The sequence below is a fragment of the Coprococcus sp. AM100_B19A genome, assembly GCF_027662015.1.
Taxonomy (GTDB): domain Bacteria; phylum Bacillota; class Clostridia; order Lachnospirales; family Lachnospiraceae; genus Allocoprococcus; species Allocoprococcus comes.
In genome coordinates this window covers 20,610-37,953 of record NZ_JAQDKN010000016.1, presented here as the reverse complement: position 1 = coordinate 37,953, position 17,344 = coordinate 20,610, and the positions used below count along the sequence as shown (strand labels likewise).

The following is a 17,344-nucleotide window of genomic DNA, read 5'->3' as shown; positions in this document are numbered from 1 at the left end:
ACTCCTTTCTGTTAAAGGCTCTGCAAATACTGCAGAAAGTATGAATGAAGGACGGAAACACGCACTTTTAGCATCGTCCCCCGTCCCTTCTTCTTATTTGTAAACTACTTACTACTTGTTGGAAAATATGGTCTCAATGAATCTGCCACACTGCTGATCGGCATTGTCTGAAGCCATACATGTCCCGGTCCTGTAATAACCGTATTAAATAATCCTTCTCCGCCAAAGACAATATTCTTAAGTCCCGGCACAGTCTGGATATCCATCTGGCATGTTACACTCATCGCTGCCAGATAACCGGAATCAATCACGATCTGCTGACCAGGTTGTAATTCGTATTCTACCACATGTCCATCGAATTCTGCAAATACAATTCCATTTCCGGATACCTTCTGCAAGATAAATCCTTCTCCTCCAAATAGTCCTGAAGCCACTTTCTTGTGAAAATGAACAGATATATTTACTCCAGGTTCGCCAGCAAGGAATGCTTTTTTCTGAAAAATATATTCTTGCCCCGGTCCGATTTCAAATGCCTTGATCGAACCCGGAAAGCTGGATGCAAATGCGATCAGTCCATTCCCGCCCTGTGCGGTATAGATATTCTGGAACATCGCTTCTCCAGAGAACATTCTTCCAAATGCTTTTCCAAGTCCTCCATTTGTCGAAGTCTCCATCTTCATATTCGGAGACATCCATGCCATGGATCCCCGCTCTGTGATCATCCGCTCGCCAGCTTCCAGATGGCAGATCACTACCGGAAGGGTATCACCCTTGATTTCATACTTCATGCTCCATTTCCTCCTTTATAATATTAGTCAGTCTGGCAAATTCTTCCAGATCCAGTGCTTCTCCCCGGACACTGCTTCCTTTTCCGAGTTTCTCTATCGCAGCAGTAATGACTTCCTTCGAAAGATTCAGCTCTCCTGAATTCTTAAGGCCATTTGCCAAAGTCTTCCTCCTCTGATTAAAGGATGCCCGTATAAGGCGGAACATCAGCTTTTCATCCATAACCTCTACCGGAGGCTTCTGATGTCTTGTCAGGCGGATTACTGCTGAGCCGACTGCCGGACGCGGCATGAAACAGTTCGGGGGTACATTTGCAACAATATACGGCTCTGCATAATACTGTACAGCAAGTGAAAGTGCACCATAATCCTTTGTTCCCGGTCCTACCTGCATACGGTCAGCCACTTCTTTCTGTACCATAACCGTAATACTCTCAAGCGGCACATGGCTTTCAAATAAGCCCATGATGATCGGTGTCGTTATATAATATGGAAGATTCGCAACCACCTTGATCGGCCGTCCTCCGTTCTTCTCCTTTGCAAGTGCTGCAATATCCACCTTCAGGATATCTTCATTGATGATCGATACGTTGTCATATTCTTTTAACGTGTCTTCAAGAATTGGAATCAGTGCACGGTCTATCTCAACTGCAGTTACTTCTCTTGCCGCACAGGCAAGGTACTGTGTCATCGTCCCGATTCCAGGGCCGATCTCCAATACGTAATCATTCTTTGTGATCTCGGCTGCACGAATGATCTTATCCAGCACATGCTCATCGATCAGAAAGTTCTGTCCAAATTTTTTCTGAAAATTAAAATTATATTTTTGCAGAATCTCAATGGTATTCTGCGGATTTCCAAGTGTAGGTGTTTTCATCTGTTATTCTCCTGATTATTCATTGCCTGCGTCTTAGATGCCGTACAGATCTCTCGCATTTTTCTCTGTCACAGCGATCACTTCTTCCTGACTCATCGCTTTTAACTCTGCAATTTTCTCAGCCACATACCGGATATAAGAAGACTGATTCCGTTTGCCACGGTACGGCTCCGGTGCCATATACGGGCAGTCTGTCTCCAGCACGATCTTCTCGATCGGGATCGCAGCTGCGACATCTTTTAATTTCTTTGCATTCTTAAATGTGACGACTCCACCGATTCCAATATAGAATCCCATCTTCACATATTCTTCAGCCATTTCACGTGAATAGGAATAGCAGTGAATAACTCCGCCAAGCCCCTGTGCATAATTTTTCATGATATACATGGTATCTGCGGCAGCTTCCCTGCTGTGGATAATTACTGGTTTCTTTACTTCTCCCGCGAGCTCCAGCTGGCGGATAAACCACTTCTGCTGTACCTCATGCGGTTCATTATCCCAATAATAATCCAGACCGATCTCTCCGACTGCAACCACTTTTTTGTTACAGCAGAGTTCTTTCATGTGCTGGATCTTATCTTCGTTAAGTTCTCCAACCTCATCCGGATGCACACCGATTGCAGCATAAACATGTGGATACTTTCCGGCAAGTGCCAAAACCTTCTCACAGGATTCATAAGTCGCACTTACATCCACGATCGTTCCAACTCCAAGATCCGGCATCGATTTTAAAAGCTCATCCCGGTTCCCGTCAAACTGTTCATCATCATAATGTGCATGTGTATCAAATATCATTTCCTTCGTCTCGCTTTCTTTTTACTGACTGCTCTAAGATGTTCTAAGTATACCACACATTCTTAGCCGCTGAATAGTCACTTTTTTTACTTGCTTATCCGGTTTCTTCTATGTATACTATAGATAGTGCAAATAGATCACATCTGCAAATGTATGGGGAATATATTTCTGAAGATTCTGATCAGATATTATAGGAGGATTTTAAAATGAAAGTATTTGACACTGTAAACAATGTCGAGCTGGAAGCCGACACAAAGAAACTTGTAGACATTATGGTAGACGGACGCCAGGTTGATGTATACCTGAAAGAAAAGAAGTCTGATGAAGACGGATACATGAGCTGGGATGTAGAGCATTGGTCAGCAATCGATAAAAAGCGTTTCATCCGCTGCTACTCTCTGGAAGGTCGTGTCCTCAGCGAGTCTACTGGTCACAACATCTATGACCTTTACAATGAATTCAAACCGGAAGATGCTTTAAAGGTAGAGCTCAGCTAATCTCTGCTGTATTCTACATAAGACGGTAATGAAATTCTGGACGGGCAGAACTTTCTGTCCGTCTTTTATTGTACAAAAATGTACTCTGATTCTGCACAATGTTACTGTTCACACGATGTGCGACCAGCAACGCATCTCGCCATTTTAAATCGCCTTTGGCGATGGGGCGAGATGCATTCAAGCCAAAACATGCATCCTCCGTGTCAATCAGCGAAGTGATTGACACGGGAGTGAACAGTAACTGCACAATGTCTTTTCTGAGATACTTTTTCATTTCCTCTTGTCAAATCCGGCTTGCCGCGCTATAATTCTACTTGTACAAGTTCATATGTACCAGGGAGCTGGAGATAACTGGCTGAGAGGGGATTTTATCTGTCCCGACCTGTAACCTGATTTGGATAATGCCAACGGAGGGAATGTATACCATGTATTTGATAGAGATGCCTCCGCATCTCTTATTTTTTTACATGACAGATCAGAACACGCTGACAACGTGTTCCGTGATTACGGACAGCAGGAACTCCACTCAGGTGTGGAGTTCCTTTTTTATTTAAAAGGAAGGAGAACTCTACTATGAAACAAAATAATACAACAAAGAAACTCGCACTTGCCGGTGTTCTCACCGCACTTGCAATCGTCGGAAGCTTTATCAGTGTACCGGTTGCCGGAAGCAAATGCGCTCCGGTACAGCATATGGTCAACATTCTTGCCGCCGTAACACTTGGTCCTGCATGGGGCGTCGGCATTGCATTCTGTGCAAGTTTACTCCGCAATCTGCTCGGTCTCGGAAGCCTTATGGCTTTCCCTGGAAGCATGGTCGGTGCTTTATGCTGTGGTCTTGTTTACAAAAAATGCCACATCTTAAGTCTTACCTGCCTTGCCGAAGCGATCGGAACCGGATTCCTTGGCGCACTTGCCGCTTATCCGGTTGCTTTGTATCTGATGGGAATTGCGCCGGCAGGACTTTTCGTTTATGTCGTTCCATTCCTTATTTCCACTGTCGCAGGAAGCATCCTTGCGTTCATCCTGATCACAGTTCTGGAAAAAGGCGGCGTTATGTCACAGATCAAAGAAGCATAATCATCATTCATTCTTACAGCACTCTGCTGTAAATGAAACCGCGTTACACCGGGGACACCACCTTGTATCGCGTTATAAAAGGCAGAGATTTTCAAATAAAATCCTGTTCATTGCCGGAAATTTTCCGACAAAGGCGTTAGCAATTCTATCATTCCGAACTGGAAGTGTACCCATCAGGCTGTGTCTGGTTTTTTTCGTGTACGCTGTCCGTGTTTTGCTGACGCCAGATTTTTGTGATACTCACATACAAATGATGTTGGGGCAAAAGATATTTTGACCCCTTTGATACCAGATTGCTACGTGCTTTTGACCCTGGTATCAGACAAATAAGAAACGGAGGCAAAACAACATGAGAAATTACACAACCCAGATGGACGCTGCCAGAAAAGGAATTCTGACTCCGGAAATCGAAACCGTAGCAAAAAAGGAACATATGCCTGTTGAAAAGATGATGCAGCTTGTCGCAGAAGGCAAGGTTGCTATCTGTGCCAACAAGAACCATACCTGCCTTGACCCGGAAGGTGTCGGAAGTATGCTCCGTACCAAGATCAATGTCAACTTAGGCGTTTCCCGCGACTGCAAAGATTATGATATTGAAATGCAGAAAGTTATGAGTGCCGTTAATCTCGGTGCAGAAGCAATTATGGATCTTTCCAGCCACGGTAATACCCAGCCATTCCGTCAGAAGCTGACACACGAGTGCCCGGCTATGATCGGAACTGTACCGGTCTATGACAGTGTTATTCATTATCAGAGAGACCTGGCAACTCTTACTGCACAGGATTTTATTGATGTTGTCCGTCTTCATGCTGAGGATGGCGTGGACTTCGTCACACTTCACTGTGGAATCACAAGAAAAACCATCGAACAGATCAAAAAACATAAACGTAAAATGAACATTGTAAGCCGTGGCGGAAGTCTTGTCTTTGCATGGATGTGCATGACCGGAGAAGAGAACCCATTCTATGAGCATTACGATGAAATTCTCGACATCTGCGAAGAATATGATGTAACTATTTCTCTTGGTGATGCCTGCCGTCCGGGATGTCTTGCTGATGCAACAGATGTATGCCAGATTGAAGAACTTGTCCGCCTCGGAGAACTGACCAAACGTGCATGGGATCATAATGTACAGGTTATGGTAGAAGGACCTGGACATGTGCCGCTGGATCAGGTTGCTGCCAACATGAAAGTACAGCAGAGTATCTGCATGGGCGCACCGTTCTATGTACTTGGACCTCTTGTTACTGATATCGCTCCTGGATATGACCATATCACAGCTGCCATCGGTGGAGCTGTTGCCGCTATGAGCGGAGCTGCTTTCCTTTGCTACGTTACACCGGCAGAACACCTTGCTCTTCCAAACGTAGAAGATACCAAACAGGGAATCATTGCTTCTAAGATTGCAGCCCATGCCGCTGATATTGCAAAAGGTATCCCGCATGCACGTGATATCGATGACAAGATGGCAGATGCACGCCGTGTTCTTGACTGGGATGCACAGTACGCCTGCGCTCTCGATCCTGAAACAGCAAAGGCAATCCGTGACAGTCGTAAACCAGAAGATGACCACAGCGATACCTGCAGTATGTGCGGAAAATTCTGTGCTGTAAGAAGTATGAACAAAGCACTTGCCGGAGAATATATTGATATTCTGTAAACTTAAAGATTGCTTGCAAAAAAAGAGAATCGGAAATTATCCGGTTCTTTTCTTTTTCACTAATTTTCGCTCTATTTGTTCTACAAAATATAGCACTTTGCCAGTGGTAAATTTTCGGGTTTGATGTATAATGATTACACAGCAAAAAGGATACAACGGGAGGGAAAGGTTTATGAAAAATAAAATAATGTGGAAAGATGTTACTCTTATTGTACTTGCTATTCTCCTTATTTTTTCGATGTGCAGAATACATACACTCAAACAGTCGAACAAAAAACTGTACTCACAAAATCTGGAGCTGAATCACCAGCTTGCCACACTGAAAGAAAAGAATACAGGTTTAGAATCAAAGCTGAACAGCGAAGAAAGTATCACAGATGAAAAAAAATCAGACAATTCTCAACATTAAAAATTGAGGAGAAGTTTCCAGATCCTGGATTCTTCTCCTCGTTTTTATTTATCCAATCATTTAATTAACAGATCTCTGCTCCTGCCGGCATCTTCTTCTCCGGTGTCATCAGCGCAAGATTACCATCTGCATCTTCTGCGCAGAGCAGCATACCTTCTGAAAGCACTCCGGCGAGTTTTGCAGGTTTCAGGTTCACAAGAACCATAACCTTCTTACCTACCATTTCTTCCGGTGTATAGTGTGCTTTGATTCCGGAAACGATCTGTTTTACCTGACTTCCGATCTTAACCTGTGAGCAGAGAAGCTTCTTGGATTTCTTGACTGCTTCGCAGGAAATGATCTCGCCTACCTGGAACTGCATCTTTTCAAAATCTTCAAAAGTGATCTCCGGTTTTGCTTCGATGTCGATTCCTTCTTCTTCCTCTTCCTTTTCTTCTTTAACCTTTGGATGAAGCTCTTCTACTTTTTTCATGACTTCTTCCAGGTCGAGTCTCTGGAACAGGATTTCCGGTTTTTCTACCACATGTCCGCCACCAAGCTGTGCCAGGATCTTTTCAGCTGTTTCCGGCATGAAAGATTCAAGCAGTTTTGCACCTTCGGAAATGCTTTGGATCAGATTCCACAGAACTGTTTCCAGACGATCCTTCTTGTCTTCTTCTTTTGCCAGTGCCCACGGCATGGTCTCATCGATATATTTGTTGCAGCGTTTGAACAGATTGAAGATTTCTGTGATTGCATCTGCCACACGCAGCTCGTTCATTTTTGCTTCTACTGCCTTTGGTGTATTTTCTGTCACAGCTTTCAGATCTGCATCTACTTCTTCTGCCACACCTTTATCAGTAACAGTACCGCCAAAATATTTGTTTGTCATAGAAATGGTACGATTTACAAGGTTTCCAAGTGTATTGGCAAGATCGGAATTCAGTCTTTCTACCATCAGCTCCCAGGAGATTACGCCATCATTTTCAAACGGCATTTCATGCAGCACGAAGTAACGGACCGCATCTACGCCAAAGAAATCTACGAGTTCATCTGCATAGAGTACATTTCCTTTTGATTTACTCATCTTTCCATCGCCCTGAAGAAGCCACGGATGTCCAAATACCTGCTTCGGAAGCGGAAGTCCAAGTGCCATCAGGAAGATCGGCCAGTAAATCGTATGGAAACGGATGATATCTTTTCCGATCAGATGAAGGTCTGCCGGCCAGTTCTTATTGAACATTTCATCGCTTTCACCATCACAGTGATATCCGATACCAGTGATATAGTTTGTAAGTGCATCAAGCCATACATAGACTACGTGCTTCGGATCAAAGTCTACCGGAATTCCCCATTTAAAAGAAGTTCTGGATACACAAAGATCCTGAAGTCCCGGAAGAAGGAAGTTGTTCATCATCTCATTCTTACGTGCTACCGGCTGGATAAATTCCGGATGTGTATTGATATATTCAATCAGTCTGTCTGCATATTTGCTCATCTTGAAGAAGTATGCTTCTTCTTTTGCAGGCTGTACCGGGCGTCCGCAGTCCGGACATTTTCCATCTACAAGCTGGGATTCTGTGAAGAAGGATTCACATGGAGTACAGTACATTCCTTCGTAGTGTCCTTTGTAAATATCTCCCTGGTCATACAGTTTCTTGAATATCTTCTGTACTTCTTTCTCATGATAATCATCCGTTGTACGGATAAATTTATCATAAGAAGTGTTCATCAGATCCCAGATTCTCTTAATCTCCCCGGATACGTTATCTACAAATTCCTTTGGTGTAACACCTGCTTCTTCTGCTTTTAATTCAATTTTCTGTCCATGCTCGTCAGTTCCTGTCTGGAAAAATACATCATATCCCTGACTTCTCTTATAACGTGCAATTGCGTCTGCCAGCACGATCTCGTATGTGTTACCGATATGTGGCTTACCTGATGTATAGGCAATTGCAGTTGTAATATAATATTTTGGTTTGTCTGCCATGATTCTTTATCTCCTTTTTCTATAAATTAAAAATAGTGCACATCTCCGGCACGTAGTGCCTTTTATTTAACAGAAACTTCCTGTTAAATAAAAAACCGCCTTCTATAAAATATAGAAGACGGGATTATTACCGTGTTACCACTTCTCTTCATCCTTCCCTCACAGGAAGAATCTCACCGGGTACAGTCTGCTGCTTTTGGCAGTCTATATCTGCACTCGCCGCTGTAACGGGCGGAACCCATCGCATGCTTGCACAAGAAACTGATTCGCTGCTTCCTTATGTTCACCTGCGCTGCTCAGAAGCCATCTTCAGTCCTTCTCCAGCCATCCCTCTCAGCCTCTGCGGGACTTCTCTGTAAACATTCAAAAGACCTACTCTCTTCATCATCGCTTTTCCTATATCAGAAAAATCGTATCACAGATATCAGAAACTTGTCAAGGCGTATTTGACACCAGATAGTCTTTTTCCTTCAATACCTGCTCGATCAGATCCAGTGTCTCTTCCGAATCCGCTTCAACTGTGTGATAATGATAGTTGGAAGTGATATTCTTAAGCGGACTGGACTTTCCACTGTGGATCCCTTCCATGAATTCTTTGACATTTCTCCGCGATGCCACATCAAGAGGTGCTTCCATATGCCCATAAATCCGGTGATTGATCATTACATTTACCACCTTGCCACCCAGATCTACGATCGAACAAAGCTCATCCTCCATCTGTTCATCCGTATGACTGACTTTGAACACTCTCGTTACCGTATGCGGTGCATTCAGAATATATCCCCGGTTGGTTGAAATGATATCATATCCGGCTGCACGGATCAGCGCAATGTCCTGTACAATGACCTGACGGCTTACATCATATACCTTCGCCAGTTCTTTCCCGGGTACCGGAACCTCACTGCTCTTTATTTTGCTGACAATCTCTTCTCTTCGTCTGGAACCTGTCATCCCGATATAACTCTCCTTTTTCTGCAATTCTGCTCTGTGCCTGACGTATTACAGACTTTCCTCTTCTGTCTGCCAAATCCTGTCTTCACTCTTACTGAATCCAGACCGGCTTAAATAGCATGCAGATTCTTCAGCGAAATGTCAAGGACAGGAGCTGAATGGGTAAGTGCCCCACTTGATATATAGTCTACTCCAAGAGACGTCAGACGGTCAATATTTTCTTTTGTTACATTTCCGGAACATTCTGTCTCTGCACGTCCGTCAATAATCCGGATTGCCTCCTTCATATCCTCCGGCGACATATTATCCAGCATAATAATATCTGCTCCCGCATCAACAGCCTCACGCACCATATCCAGATTCTCAACTTCTACCTCAATTTTGCGGACAAACGGTGCGTATTCCTTTGCCATTTCCACCGCCTTTGCCACACTTCCTGCCGCTCCGATATGATTGTCTTTTAAAAGCACTCCGTCGGAAAGATTATATCTATGATTATATCCTCCACCGACACGGACCGCATATTTTTCAAAAATACGCATATTCGGCGTTGTCTTTCTGGTGTCCAGAAGCTTCGTCTTCGTTCCTTCCAGAAGCATTGCAACCGAATGTGTATAAGTCGCAATTCCACTCATTCTCTGCAGATAATTCAGTGCCACCCGTTCCCCTGAGAGCAGCGCACGGATATCGCCTGTAATAATCCCCATCAATTCTCCTTTTTTCACTTCGTCACCGTCTTTACAATAGAAATCTGTCTTCACATTTTCATCCAGAATTTCAAATACTCTGTGAAATACATCCAGCCCGGCAACTACTCCATCCTGTTTGCAGATCAGCTGCACCTCTCCGGTCACCGCTTCTTTCATCACCGCATTGGTGGTCACGTCCTCACTGGAAATGTCCTCCTGCAGTGCTTCTTTTATCAGATGGTCTACATTCAATGTCATCGTAATCTTATTCATTTCTTTTTTCCTCATTCTAAACAGATCTTTTTCTTTTATATTGCCTCTTTACAGAACAGTACAGGATTTACTGCATTTTCCACTCCGGAAATCTTATGTGCCGCACGTTTTGCAAACACCAGGCTCTCAAGCAGAGAATTACTTGCCAGACGGTTCGCCCCATGGACGCCATTGCAGCTGGTCTCTCCAACCGCATACAGATGCTCCATCGAAGTTCTGCTGTCGCTGTCTACCCAGATGCCTCCCATGAAATAGTGTTGTGCAGGAACAACCGGGATCCACTCTTTTGTCACGTCATAGCCTTCTTCCCGGCACCGCTCACAGATATTTGGGAAATGCTCCAGGATCGTATTCTTATCAATATTTTCCATGGAAAGCCATACATGATCCGTTCCGTCTTTTTCCATTTGTTCCCGGATTGCTTTTGTCACCACATCTCTCGGAAGAAGCTCATTTACAAAACGTTCTCCGTCTTTATTATAAAGAACTGCGCCTTCTCCACGGACAGATTCTGAAATCAGAAATCTTCGCCCTGGTTTTGAAGAATACAAAGTTGTCGGGTGGATCTGGACATAATCCAGATGCTCCAGACGGATTCCATGCTTCCTGGAAATATCAAGCGCATCTCCTGTCAGATGTGGAAAGTTTGTAGAATGCTGGTATCTTCCTCCGATTCCACCGCTTGCAAAAATCGTATCCTGTGCATAGATCTTCATCTCTTCACCGTCTGCCGTCTTCGCTAAAATACCTGCGCATTTTCCATTTTTAACAATTATGTCTGTCATAGTTGTATATTCGTGTATTTGTACATTTTTTCGTTTCTTTACATGCATGAGCAGTTTACTCGTAATCTCTTTCCCTGTAATATCTTCATGGAAAAGAATCCTTGGTCTGGAATGCGCACCTTCTCTTGTAAATGCAAGATTTCCGTCTTTTTTAGCGAAATCCACACCATATTCAATCAGATCATGAATAATTTCCTGCGAGCTGCGGATCATAATATCCACCGATTCTTTCCTGTTCTCGTAATGACCTGCGCGCATTGTATCTTCAAAATATCCCTCATAATCCTCATCATCCCGAAGTACACAGATTCCACCCTGTGCCAGAAATGAATCACTGCTTTCCAGATCTGACTTGGTAATCATAAGGATCTGTTTATCCTCCGGAAGATTCAGTGCTGAAAATGCTCCACCAACTCCCGTTCCAACGATCACTACATCTGTCTTAATCTCCAACTTTATCCCTCCAATTCCGGTTCTCTTAGCCGGTCACCTGTTGTTTCTTATTTTTGATTTTCCGGTTCTTTTATTTTGCAGCAAGCTCAAGCATTTTCTCTAACGGTTTTTTGGAATTTTCCCGAAGTTTTGCATCTACGTGAACCTCATTTTCACCAGTCTGCAAAACATGCAATACCTTCTCCAGCGTATTCTTTTTCATATTCGGACATACCGGTAGCTTGTCCGGATAATAGAATGTCTTCTCCAGGTTCTGTTCCTTCAGCTTGTAACCCACACCCTCTTCTGTACAGACAATAAATTCCTGACAATCACTTGCCGTTACATACTGGATGATTCCTGATGTGCTTCCCACGTAATCTGCCATCGCAAGAAGTTCTGCACGGCATTCTCCGTGTGCGACGATCTGTGCCCCCGGATGTCTCCTTTTCACTTCGGCTACATCCTCTGGTTCCATCCGTTCATGAGTCGGACAGAATCCATTGTTGTAAACAAAATTTTTTTCCGGTACATGATCGGCTACAAAATGTGCCAGATTCCGATCCGGAATAAAGAAAATATTCTTGTTCGGAAGTTCTTTTACGATCTTCACTGCATTTGCAGATGTCACACAGACATCCGAGTATTCTTTCAGTGCTGCCGTTGAATTGATATAACAGACAACAGCAAGATCATCATACTCTTTCCGCATCTTCCGGATCGTCTCCACATCTGCCATATGTGCCATCGGACAGTCTGCTGTCATATCCGGCATCAGAACCGTTTTCTCCGGATTCAGGATCTTCGCACTCTCCCCCATAAAAGAAACGCCACAAAATACGATTGTCTTTTCTTGGAGCTTCGTTGCTACCTTGCTCAGGTAAAAAGAATCCCCTATATAATCTGCTATTTCCTGCACCTCCGGCAGCACATAATAATGTGCCAGAATGACAGCATTCTTCTCTTTTTTAAGCTTCTGTATCTCTTCCACCGTTGTCATAACGTGATCCTCCCTTACTGACTCTTTTCTCATCTCTGATCTTTTTTCAGCATAGTGCACATTATAGCACCGCTCTTTACATCTGACAAGACACTTGTTTTATTTCTGTAAAGTTTCGTTTGAGATACATATTTCCAGAATCAAAATCATATACATAGAAACAACATCATTTCTTCTGGAGTTTTATGTTTCATTTAATTCTTAAACACCGGAAAAAAATTTTTCTGATCCTTCCCTGTTGTCTGCTGGTCATTCTGATTTCTTTTCTGTCTGGCAATGCATTTTGGAGCTCCCTGCATGCAGAATCCTCTGACCGGCAATTCCGTACTTTCACACGTAGTCTCTTCCAGACAGAAGTATCCGCAAATACCATCAGCCTTCACTATACCTTGCGTTCTCCTTCTGACTATGGCATCGCGGACATCCCGGCTACATACGGCAGTCTTTCTTCTGATCCCGTTGCTGCAAAGGCTTCTGTCAGAAATGTTCTCTCTTCTCTGCAGGAATTTGATCCCGACACTCTTTCTTCGGAAAATGCACTAACCTTTAAAATCCTGGATACCTATCTTAAAAATGCATCTACAGGGACAGATTATCTGCTTTATCAGGAGCCTATGGGCCCCGTATCCGGTATCCATACACAGCTACCTGTTCTTCTCTCGGAATACAGCTTTTACGACACACAGGATGTAGAAACCTATCTGGCTCTCTTAAAAGAAACGCCTTCCTATTTTGATTCTGTCATCCGGTTTGAGCAAAAAAAAGCTGCTTCCGGTCTTTTTATGCCGGATTACCAGGCTGATTCTGTTCTGGACACCTGCCAGTCTTTTATCGATATGGGTAAAGAGAATTATCTAGTCAGTACATTTGATGAACGGATCGCGTCACTGGATCTTTTACCTGAAAACAAAAAAGATTCTTTCCGCAAAGAAAATATGAAACTTGTAACAGAAGAGATTTATCCAGCTTATCAAAATCTGATCACCGCTATCAAATCGCTGAAAGGAAAAGGAATGAATGAACAGGGACTTAGCCATTTCCCTTATGGAAAAAAATACTATGAATATCTGGTGCGTCAGACTACCGGCTGCAATGAGTCCATTTCCCGTCTGCGACTGATGACCAGGGCACAGATACTGGAAGATCTAAGTGCCATGCAGAAGATTCTCTTCCCTGCTGACGCAGCACTTACCCAGGCATCTGTTTTGGAGCAGACATCTCCTGATTCCATGCTGGACGATCTCAGGTCCAAAATCACAGATACATTCCCGGAAATTCCTGATGTTGATTTCCAGGTCAAATATGTTCCGGAATCCATGCAGGATTATCTAAGTCCCGCTTTCTATATGATCCCTGCCATTGACAATCTAACGGAAAATGTCATCTACATTAACAACGGGCAGACCGCCTCAGGGCTGAATCTCTACACAACCCTTGCTCACGAAGGCTATCCTGGACATCTGTACCAGACCGTCTATTTTTCTGCTTCTGAGCCGGATCCTATTCGGAGCATTCTTGATTTTGGCGGATACGTTGAGGGCTGGGCCACCTATGCGGAAATGATGTCCTACTACCTTGCACCTCTCCCTAAGACTGAAGCATCCCTTCTCCAGAAAAACAGTTCTGTCATTCTTGGACTTTATGCGCTTGCAGACATGGGAATTCATTATGACGGCTGGTCTGTAACTGATACAGTCCGCTTTTTCAGCGATTACGGGATCAATGATCCAAATGCAGTACAGAGTGTCTACAAACTGATCATTGGAAGTCCTGCCAATTATCTGAAATACTATATTGGATACCTGAAATTTTATGAATTGAAAAAGGAAATGGCAGATGCCCTGGGAAATCAATTCTCCCAGAAAGAATTTCACAGGGCGGTATTGGATGTGGGGCCGGCGCCATTTGAGATCGTATATGATGAGGTGGAAAAAAATTTATTAGATTGATCCTATTTCACACAAAATAAAACTATCCTGTGAGAATCCGAAACATTCCCACAGGATAGCCCATCAAACACATTTTATATAATTTACACTTGAATCTACAGATCCAGTTTCAGATCATTTTCCTTGATCCAACCACATTTTCTCATCGGAATCGCAATCGCCCAGGAAAGCACTGCCGGAAGAATAAAACAGATCAGCACCAGACCTGCCCAGTCCATTCCGGTGATCGCAGCTTTAGTTCCTTCTGCAATATCATTTACCCAGCCAGTGTACACACCAATCTGTCCGACCAGTCCGCAGGTTCCCATTCCGGATGCCACTGCCGCACCGTTCATCTTCAAATGAAAGATACAGGTTGCGACCGGACCGGTAATTGCGGATGCCAGTGTCGGCGGAAGCCAGATTCTCGGATTTCTCACAATGTTTCCCATCTGGAGCATCGAGGTTCCGATTCCCTGTGCAAAAAGACCACCCCATTTATTTTCCTTAAAACTCATAACCGCAAAACCAACCATCTGTGCACAGCAGCCGGCTACAGCAGCACCTCCTGCAAGCCCGGTAAGTGAAAGTGCCGCACAGATCGCTGCACTGCTGATTGGAAGTGTCAGCGCAATACCAACAATCACAGATACGATAATTCCCATGAAAAATGGCTGTAATTCAGTCGCCCACATGATCGCAGTTCCTACGGTACTTGCCGCTGCTCCAATCGCCGGTGCACATCCCAGTGAAAGCAGAACCCCCACACAGATCGTCACAAATGGTGTCACAATAATATCTATTTTTGTTTCTTTTGAAACTAGTTTTCCAAATTCTGCTGCAAAAATCGTAACGACCAAAACCGCAAGAGGTCCTCCGGCACCTCCAAGTTCATTCGCTGCCATTCCGACTGCCGCCAGTGAAAACAATACAAGCGGCGGACACTGAAGTGCTACTCCGATCGAGATTGCCATCGCAGCTCCGGTTGCTCCTTTCGCATAACCGCCTACTGTTACAAGGATTCCTATACCAAGCTGTTCTCCGAGTGTGCTGATGATCGTACCGATCAGAAGCGATGCAAACAGTCCCTGCGCCATTGCACCAAGCGCATCGATTCCGTATCGCTTCGCTGAAAAGATAATATTTTTCTTTCTTAGAAACTCTTTCATAACTTTCTCCTGCTCCTGTCATTCTTTTAGTGTATAATCTACTGTCTTGTCACATGTGATTACTGTGCAATATTATCCACTGTTTTGCAGAATCCGTCAAGAAGATTTTATTTAAATCTCTTATCTTCGCAAAAGTATGATCTTACTATTTTCGCAGAAACTATGAAATACTGTGCAGAATATATTAACGCCTATCATGCCGGTTATGGAACTTATGTATTTGAACAGCGCCGTGCAAAATGGTTCCCTCGCCAGCTTTCTCTTCATGAATTCCGTATAAATACATTGGAATTCGAAATGTGCCTTGAAGATAATGAAAGAAGAATTTATATCCATATTCCTCTGAAAAATACTTCTTTGCAGAGAAATATTAAAATATATCTTCTGAAAAGCGGAAAAATTGGCTGGTCTCTTGGAAAATTAAAAAAAGATCCTTGGATATAACTAATATGACTAAAAAGTAGGAGTGTACATTTTATAACTGCACACTCCTGCTTTTTATTTCTTATTTTTATTCTTTATCACCACTTTACAACTTTTTCATAAAAAAACATGGAAAACGTCTTTCTGTTGAAACAGAATTTACGTTTTCCAATGAAAAGATCGGTGATTATTATACCGGTGTCCGCCGGGTTCTCACTAAGATCTTCGGCAACAGGGAAGTCCTTGCCTATGTCACTGCCACTGAAAAGAACATGGTACAAAACGACTGTTTTTCAGTACCATTTTCCCGGAGGATCTGCAGATTTTCTGTGCATGGCAGGAAAAAGCACCATTGAATCAGACCGAAAGTGACCGTATGAAATACATTCCACTGTTGCTATATTCGTTTCGCTGGAATATTGAAACAAGCTACTATGAACAGAAAACGTTCTGGTCTTTTTGTAACTATATGGTACGAAGCTGCAAAGGGATTGAAATGCTGGTCAATCTGATTAACATCAGTTACTGCGCCATGAAGATTCTGCCCTATCAGAACGAACATTTTTCTGAGTACCGTGCAAAAAGCGTACAGGAATTTCGTTTTGAATTAAGTCAGGGCATTCGCAGTCAGATATTTTTTGCCACTTTCGTGAAAAATATCGAAACACATATAAAATCAAATGCTATGGCAAAGACCTTAAAACAGCTGATTCATCAACAAGTCTATCATTTATAAAGTTGTAAACCGGTGCTGTCTTATATAATAACACTATATATCTTGTTTCCTCATCCTTCATCCAGTCTTTTATCCCACAAAGTTTTGGTTCTGTAATTTTCAATCCAGTTTCTTCCCTCACTTCGCGTATCACAGCATCTGTAAATGATTCTCCTCTTTCCACATGTCCTCCCGGAAATGTTATTCCAGAGTAATCATCATCCGTCTTATCTTGGACAAGTACCCTATTTTCACTAAACACCATACACATATTAGTCATTATCACTTTTTCTGTTCTTGCCATTCGTAATACCCTTATCCTTCATTTGCTGAATCCATATATATCATTTCAACAATACTGTCTGCATCAATATCAGATGTAATAATTTTTTCATTAAAAACTGATGAAAAATCCTTTTCTCTCCACCATCTACGCATATCTTCTTCACCAAATTCCTGTTTTTTATCTCTCGTATTATGCCGCCTGACCGTCTCTTCAAATGGTATATCAAAATAGTACGCATATATATCCATTCCATACAATTCATTTGCCGTTTTGAACAAAGGACTATACCACTCATCATACATGATGCCCTCTAAAATAACCACATCACAATGCTCATACCCATATTTCATAAGTTCTATCATAAGTGGTAATGCCTTAGTATCAACGCCATCTTTAACCCACAAGATATTTCTCCTAATCTCATCTTGTGAAATCATCATTGTATTGTATCCAAATTTCTTTTGCAACGCTCTAGCTACTGTTGTTTTTCCACTTCCAGAGTTACCTCTTAATATAATTATCTTTTTCATAATTTCTCCACCACTTTACAACTTTTTCATAAAAAAATATCGCACAGGGCTTTCTGATGTATAATGAATTTGCTGATAACATTACAAAGGA

General features: G+C 42.9%; 17 protein-coding genes and 1 riboswitch. Of the genes, 6 read left to right on the top strand and 11 right to left on the bottom strand.

Features of this window, described 5'->3' with window-relative positions; all coding sequences use genetic code 11:
• Positions 1–104: 104 nt before the first annotated feature.
• Genes PGQ33_RS13795 through PGQ33_RS13785 form a run of 3 tightly spaced genes read right to left on the bottom strand, consistent with a single transcriptional unit; the run spans position 105 to position 2,457 of the window.
• Positions 105–788 (bottom strand): TIGR00266 family protein, encoded by a 684-nt coding sequence (locus tag PGQ33_RS13795; RefSeq protein ID WP_270205915.1) that lies wholly within the window; start codon positions 786–788, stop codon positions 105–107.
• Positions 778–1,662 (bottom strand): 16S rRNA (adenine(1518)-N(6)/adenine(1519)-N(6))-dimethyltransferase RsmA, encoded by an 885-nt coding sequence (gene rsmA / locus PGQ33_RS13790; RefSeq protein WP_270205914.1) that lies wholly within the window; start codon positions 1,660–1,662, stop codon positions 778–780. The genes PGQ33_RS13795 and rsmA overlap by 11 nt, the downstream gene beginning before the upstream one ends.
• A gap of 33 nt (positions 1,663–1,695) precedes the next feature.
• On the bottom strand, positions 1,696–2,457 hold the full coding sequence (locus PGQ33_RS13785) for a TatD family hydrolase (RefSeq protein ID WP_270205913.1): 762 nt from the start codon (positions 2,455–2,457) through the stop codon (positions 1,696–1,698).
• Positions 2,458–2,663: 206 nt separating this feature from the next.
• Between PGQ33_RS13785 and PGQ33_RS13780 the strand changes: the two genes are divergently transcribed.
• The 4 genes from PGQ33_RS13780 to PGQ33_RS13765 all read left to right on the top strand — a co-directional run bounded on the left by PGQ33_RS13780 (position 2,664) and on the right by PGQ33_RS13765 (position 6,103).
• Positions 2,664–2,954, top strand: a complete 291-nt coding sequence (locus tag PGQ33_RS13780) for a hypothetical protein (RefSeq protein ID WP_022220418.1) — start codon at positions 2,664–2,666, stop codon at positions 2,952–2,954.
• A gap of 324 nt (positions 2,955–3,278) precedes the next feature.
• Positions 3,279–3,387, top strand: a riboswitch (TPP riboswitch).
• Between the two features lie 140 nt (positions 3,388–3,527).
• Positions 3,528–4,034 (top strand): energy coupling factor transporter S component ThiW, encoded by a 507-nt coding sequence (gene thiW, locus PGQ33_RS13775; RefSeq protein ID WP_008374099.1) that lies wholly within the window; start codon positions 3,528–3,530, stop codon positions 4,032–4,034.
• A 349-nt stretch (positions 4,035–4,383) separates the two neighbouring features.
• Positions 4,384–5,694, top strand: coding sequence for a phosphomethylpyrimidine synthase ThiC (thiC, locus tag PGQ33_RS13770; RefSeq protein WP_117824574.1), 1,311 nt, complete (start codon positions 4,384–4,386; stop codon positions 5,692–5,694).
• Positions 5,695–5,866: 172 nt separating this feature from the next.
• Positions 5,867–6,103, top strand: coding sequence for a hypothetical protein (locus PGQ33_RS13765; protein ID WP_117558755.1), 237 nt, complete (start codon positions 5,867–5,869; stop codon positions 6,101–6,103).
• 64 nt (positions 6,104–6,167) lie between these two features.
• Here PGQ33_RS13765 and metG read toward each other — a convergent pair whose 3' ends face one another.
• From metG to nadA, 5 genes are all read right to left on the bottom strand, one after another.
• A complete protein-coding gene (gene metG, locus PGQ33_RS13760) occupies positions 6,168–8,072 on the bottom strand; it encodes a methionine--tRNA ligase (RefSeq protein ID WP_117558753.1) in 1,905 nt (634 codons plus the stop codon).
• Positions 8,073–8,507: 435 nt separating this feature from the next.
• Positions 8,508–9,023, bottom strand: a complete 516-nt coding sequence (locus tag PGQ33_RS13755; protein ID WP_055248154.1) for a transcription repressor NadR — start codon at positions 9,021–9,023, stop codon at positions 8,508–8,510.
• Between the two features lie 110 nt (positions 9,024–9,133).
• Entirely contained in the window at positions 9,134–9,985 is an 852-nt protein-coding gene (nadC, locus tag PGQ33_RS13750; protein ID WP_022220419.1) for a carboxylating nicotinate-nucleotide diphosphorylase, read from the bottom strand.
• Positions 9,986–10,020: 35 nt separating this feature from the next.
• Positions 10,021–11,223, bottom strand: coding sequence for an L-aspartate oxidase (locus PGQ33_RS13745; RefSeq protein ID WP_117824573.1), 1,203 nt, complete (start codon positions 11,221–11,223; stop codon positions 10,021–10,023).
• 70 nt (positions 11,224–11,293) lie between these two features.
• Positions 11,294–12,202: a quinolinate synthase NadA gene (nadA, locus tag PGQ33_RS13740; RefSeq protein WP_270205912.1), complete on the bottom strand. Its 909-nt coding sequence runs from the start codon at positions 12,200–12,202 to the stop codon at positions 11,294–11,296.
• Between the two features lie 185 nt (positions 12,203–12,387).
• Between nadA and PGQ33_RS13735 the strand changes: the two genes are divergently transcribed.
• Entirely contained in the window at positions 12,388–14,151 is a 1,764-nt protein-coding gene (locus tag PGQ33_RS13735) for a DUF885 domain-containing protein (RefSeq protein WP_270205911.1), read from the top strand.
• 95 nt (positions 14,152–14,246) lie between these two features.
• On the opposite strand, the gene PGQ33_RS13730 is transcribed toward PGQ33_RS13735, so the two are convergent.
• Positions 14,247–15,299, bottom strand: a complete 1,053-nt coding sequence (locus PGQ33_RS13730; protein ID WP_008374119.1) for a PTS transporter subunit IIC — start codon at positions 15,297–15,299, stop codon at positions 14,247–14,249.
• Positions 15,300–16,074: 775 nt separating this feature from the next.
• On the opposite strand from PGQ33_RS13730, the gene PGQ33_RS17185 reads away from it, so the two are divergent.
• Positions 16,075–16,458 (top strand): hypothetical protein, encoded by a 384-nt coding sequence (locus PGQ33_RS17185; protein ID WP_330663285.1) that lies wholly within the window; start codon positions 16,075–16,077, stop codon positions 16,456–16,458.
• Here the strand turns inward: PGQ33_RS17185 and PGQ33_RS13720 are convergent.
• Both PGQ33_RS13720 and PGQ33_RS13715 read right to left on the bottom strand, forming a co-directional pair.
• On the bottom strand, positions 16,406–16,741 hold the full coding sequence (locus tag PGQ33_RS13720; protein ID WP_270205910.1) for an 8-oxo-dGTP diphosphatase: 336 nt from the start codon (positions 16,739–16,741) through the stop codon (positions 16,406–16,408). The genes PGQ33_RS17185 and PGQ33_RS13720 overlap by 53 nt on opposite strands.
• Positions 16,742–16,752: 11 nt before the next feature.
• Positions 16,753–17,253: a kinase gene (locus PGQ33_RS13715; protein ID WP_186835932.1), complete on the bottom strand. Its 501-nt coding sequence runs from the start codon at positions 17,251–17,253 to the stop codon at positions 16,753–16,755.
• Positions 17,254–17,344 lie beyond the last annotated feature (91 nt).